The sequence below is a fragment of the Kitasatospora sp. NPDC091257 genome (assembly GCF_044757675.1).
GTDB classification, from domain to species: domain Bacteria; phylum Actinomycetota; class Actinomycetes; order Streptomycetales; family Streptomycetaceae; genus Kitasatospora; species Kitasatospora lactacystinica.
In genome coordinates, this window is record NZ_JBIVVI010000833.1 from 1 (window position 1) to 4171 (window position 4171).

The 4171-nt window shown below is 71.6% G+C and carries 5 protein-coding genes and 1 pseudogene; 5 read left to right on the forward strand and 1 reads right to left on the reverse strand.

The genetic code is table 11. The features are described from left to right. The 5 genes and pseudogenes from ACIQOV_RS30455 to mutM form a co-directional block, all read left to right on the forward strand. Nucleotides 1-220 (forward strand): annotated as a pseudogene (locus ACIQOV_RS30455) (cell division initiation protein); the annotation flags it as partial. A 173-nt stretch (nt 221-393) separates the two neighbouring features. Beyond that, nucleotides 394-1038: a YceD family protein gene (locus tag ACIQOV_RS30460; RefSeq protein WP_401053820.1), complete on the forward strand. Its 645-nt coding sequence runs from the start codon at nt 394-396 to the stop codon at nt 1036-1038. A 2-nt stretch (nt 1039-1040) separates the two neighbouring features. After that, nucleotides 1041-1214, forward strand: a complete 174-nt coding sequence (gene rpmF, locus ACIQOV_RS30465; RefSeq protein WP_030056747.1) for a 50S ribosomal protein L32 — start codon at nt 1041-1043, stop codon at nt 1212-1214. Between the two features lie 20 nt (nt 1215-1234). Beyond that, nucleotides 1235-2026: a ribonuclease III gene (gene rnc / locus ACIQOV_RS30470; protein WP_359900567.1), complete on the forward strand. Its 792-nt coding sequence runs from the start codon at nt 1235-1237 to the stop codon at nt 2024-2026. A gap of 54 nt (nt 2027-2080) precedes the next feature. Further along, nucleotides 2081-2959, forward strand: a complete 879-nt coding sequence (gene mutM / locus ACIQOV_RS30475; protein ID WP_401053822.1) for a bifunctional DNA-formamidopyrimidine glycosylase/DNA-(apurinic or apyrimidinic site) lyase — start codon at nt 2081-2083, stop codon at nt 2957-2959. A 9-nt stretch (nt 2960-2968) separates the two neighbouring features. Here the strand turns inward: mutM and ACIQOV_RS30480 are convergent, their stop codons facing one another. Beyond that, nucleotides 2969-3889: a hypothetical protein gene (locus ACIQOV_RS30480; RefSeq protein ID WP_401053824.1), complete on the reverse strand. Its 921-nt coding sequence runs from the start codon at nt 3887-3889 to the stop codon at nt 2969-2971. Nucleotides 3890-4171: the final 282 nt, after the last annotated feature.

A 4171-nucleotide genomic window follows, 5' to 3' on the forward strand; every position in this document is an offset into this window, starting at 1 on the left:
GCAGGGCTACGCCGCGCAGTCGTACGACGGCTACGCCTACCCCCAGCCGCCGGCCACCCCGCCGGCCGTGCCGCACCAGCAGCAGGGCCAGGGCCAGGGTCAGGGCCAGCAGCAGGGCCAGGGTCAGGGCCAGGCGCAGGGGCAGGGTCTGGACGAGACCAGCTTCTTCGACACCAGCATGATCGACATGACCAGGCTGCGGGAGCTCGGAGGCCGCTGAACCGGCCCCGGCACGGCCGCGGCGGAGTCTCCCGACGGGACCGAAGTTGGGCCTGACGGGAGACTCCGGTAGTCTGACCACTCCGGCCTCCCCATGTCCGGCCGTTGGCTTGCCCTCGCAAAGCCGACCTGTATGGGGACTCCCTCGTTGATTCCTATGGAAGTCAGGACACCTTGAACCGCCTCGACCACCGCGACCCCCTCGTGTTCGACACGCACGAGCTCGGTCGGCGTCCGGGCTCGATGCGCAAGGTGAGCCGGACCCTGGAGGCCCCGGAGGGCTTCGGGATCATCGACGTGATCGGCGTGCCGGAGAAGAGCCCGATCGAGCTGGAGATCCGCCTGGAGTCCGTGGTCGAGGGCGTGCTGGTCACCGGCACCGCCGAGACCCGGGTCGAGGGCGAGTGCGTCCGGTGCCTGGAGCCCGTCGAGTTCGACATCGACGTGGACTTCCAGGAGCTGTACTACTACCCGGAGTCCGACGAGCGCCACCGCGCCCGGACCGCCGGGGCCGAGGACCTCGACGAGGACTCGGAAGAAGAGACTTACCGTCTGGAGGGCGACTTCTTCGACCTCCGGCCGGTGCTGCGTGACGCGGTGGTGCTCGCACTGCCGCTGCAGCCGGTGTGCCAGGAAGACTGCCTGGGCCTGTGCTCCGAGTGCGGAGCGCGCCTGAGCGACGACCCGGCGCACCACCACGATGCCGTCGACCCCCGGTGGGCGGCTCTGCAGGGACTCTCCGCCGCCCCCGGCGACGAGGGTGACGGATCTAAGAACAGCGACACCCGTGAGGGTCTCGCCGAGAACCAGGAGAAGTAGCCGTGGCTGTTCCGAAGCGGAAGATGTCGCGCAGCAACACGCGCCACCGTCGGTCCAACTGGAAGGCCGTTGTCCCGGCCCTCGTGGCGTGCGACCGCTGCCACGAGCCGAAGCTGGGCCACATCGCGTGCCCGAGCTGCGGCACGTACAACCGTCGCCAGGTCCTCTCGGTCTGATCGGCGGGGTGTACGGATCGATGTCGGACGGTAACTCCACCCGCAAGGCGTCCACCGCCCCGAAGGGTTCCTCTTCGGGCGGCGGCAAGGCCGGCGGGCCGGCTTCGACCGAATACGACGTCCTGGAAGGGCGCCTCGGGTACACGCTCGAGCGCGCCCTTCTGGTACGTGCCCTGACCCACCGCTCGTACGCGTACGAGAACGGCGGGCTGCCCACCAACGAGCGCCTGGAGTTCCTCGGCGACTCGGTGCTGGGCCTCGTGGTGACCGACACCCTCTACCGCGTCCACCCGGACGTCCCGGAGGGCACGCTCGCCAAACTGCGCGCCGCGGTGGTCAACTCCCGCGCGCTCGCGGACGTCGGCCGCGGCCTGGAGCTCGGCACGTTCATCCGCCTCGGCAAGGGCGAGGAGGGCACCGGCGGCCGCGACAAGTCGTCGATCCTCGCCGACACCGTCGAGGCCGTGATCGGCGCCGTCTACCTGGACCAGGGCCTGGACGCGGCCACCGAGTTCGTCCACCGACTGTTCGACCCGCTGATCGAGGAGTCCTCTCAGCTGGGCGCCGGCCTGGACTGGAAGACCAGTCTCCAGGAGCTCACCGCCTCGGTGGGCATCGGAGTGCCCGAGTACGTGGTCATGGAATCCGGTCCGGACCACGAGAAGACCTTCACCGCGGCGGCCCGGGTGGCCGGCGAGGACTTCGGCAGCGGCGTCGGCCGCTCGAAGAAGGAAGCCGAGCAGAAGGCCGCCGAGAGCGCCTGGCGCGCGATCAAGGACAAGTACGCCGACCGGCTGCCCGCCGGGGCGTGACCTCCGAGTAGCCTTCACTCCTGCCGAACCGTACCGAGCAGGAGGCGTCTTCCCGTGCCCGAACTTCCCGAGGTCGAGGTCGTCCGCCGTGGTCTGGCCAACTGGGTCGCCGGGCGGACCGTCGCCGACGTCGAGGTGCTGCACCCGCGCGCGGTGCGCCGCCAGCCGGCCGGCGCGGCCGACTTCACCGCCCGGCTGACCGGCACCACCCTCGGCACCGCGCAGCGGCGCGGCAAGTACCTGTGGGTGCCGCTGGCCGGCACCGGGGCGGGATTCTCGCTGATCGGCCACCTCGGGATGAGCGGCCAACTCCTCGTCCAGGACCCGTCCGTACCCGACGAGACGCACCTGCGGGTGCGGCTGCGCTTCGCCGACGGCGGGCGCGAACTGCGCTTCGTCGACCAGCGGACCTTCGGCGGCCTGGCGGTCGAGGAGGCCGAGGACGGGGACCCCGAGGGCACCCCGGTCTCGATCGCGCACATCGCCCGCGACCCGCTCGACCCGCGCTTCGACGACGCCGCCTTCGCGGCCGCGCTGCGCGCCAAGCGGACCACCGTCAAGCGCGCCCTGCTCGACCAGACCCTGATCAGCGGCGTCGGCAACATCTACGCCGACGAGGCGCTGTGGCGCTCCAGGCTGCACTACGACCGCCCGACCGCGACGCTCACCCGCCCGCAGGCCCTGCTGCTGCTGGCCGACGCCCGGGACGTGATGACCGCGGCGCTCGCCGTCGGCGGCACCAGCTTCGACAGCCTCTACGTCAACGTGAACGGCGAGAGCGGCTACTTCTCCCGGGACCTCGACGCCTACGGCCGCGAGCAGGAGCCCTGCCGCCGCTGCGGCACCCCGATCCGGCGGGCGGCCTGGATGAACCGCTCCAGCTACTTCTGCCCCCGCTGCCAGCGCGTGCCGCGCACCCGCAGCGGGGGCTGAGGCCCCGCGCTACTTGCGGGTGAGCTCGGGCTCCTCGGAGGCCGGCTCCCCGGGCGTGCCGTGGGTGTCCTGGCCGAAGTAGGCCACCCCGACCGCGGCGACCACCGCGAGCAGGAAGCCGATCACGCCGAGCCAGCCCAGGCCGGCCTTGGAGGAGTCGCCGAGCCAGAGCACGCCGACCGCGCCGGGCAGCACCGTCTCGCCGACCACCAGCGCGGCGGTCGCGCCGTTGACCGAGCCGATCTGGAGCGCCACGGTGTGGATGTACATCCCGCCGATGCCGCCGACCAGGACCGCGTATAGCGCCGGGTCGGAGAGCAGCGAACCGATGTCGAACGGCTCGATGCCGTTGAGGATGCGCACCCCGACGCCCAGGGCGCCGAAGCCGAGGCCGGAGAGCAGGCCGGCGACGATCGCGCCGTTGGCGCCCATCCGCCGCACCAGCAGGCTGCCGCCGACCAGCAGCACGGTGGTGATGATCAGCAGCCACCAGTGGAAGGACATCGCCACGTGGTGGCCGCCCTCCGGTCCGGCCGAGACGGCCAGCAGCACCAGCGCGGAGCAGAGAACGGCGATCGAGGCCCACTCCAGCTGCTTGAGCCGGATGCCCAGCAGCTTGATGCTGAGCACCGCGGTGATCACCAGGTTGGCGCTGATGATGGTCTGGGAGAGGAACAGCGGCAGCAGCCGGGCGGCCAGCGCGCCGAGCCCGAAACCGATCAGGTCGAGCACCGTGCCGAGGATGAACTCCCAGGTGACGGCGGCCTTCGCGGTCGAGGACAGGCTCGGGCCGCCGTGCTCGGTGGTCGAGGTGGTGGCGCCCTTGGCGGCCTCCTCCCGGGCGGAGCGGCGGGATCCGACGGCCTGGAGGACCGAGCCGGTGCCGTAGCAGGCGGATGCCGCCACGGCGGTGACGAGGCCGATGATCACCGAGTGCTCCGATCGGGAGTCGAGTCAAGGATTGGCTGAGTAAAGAAAGGGCAATGGGGCCGGTGGTTCGGGACCACTATGCCCGTTCGCACGGTACGGTCGGCACGCCCCCCGGAGTACCCCGGAACCGGGCCGGGCCTGCCGGAACGTACGTCCGGGGGCCGCAGCCGGTTCCCGCGCGGGCCCCGTCTCGGGGACGGCCGGGGGAAACATCATCCCCGAGGAGGGGAGCGGCCCCGGCGGACGGCGGGGAGCCTTGTCAGTACCAGTATGCGAAGGGTA

Bases quoted from the DNA above. Each gene is read 5' to 3' on its own strand.
- rnc (WP_359900567.1), top strand. From the start codon at position 1,235: ATGTCGGACGGTAACTCCACCCGCAAGGCGTCCACCGCCCCGAAGGGT.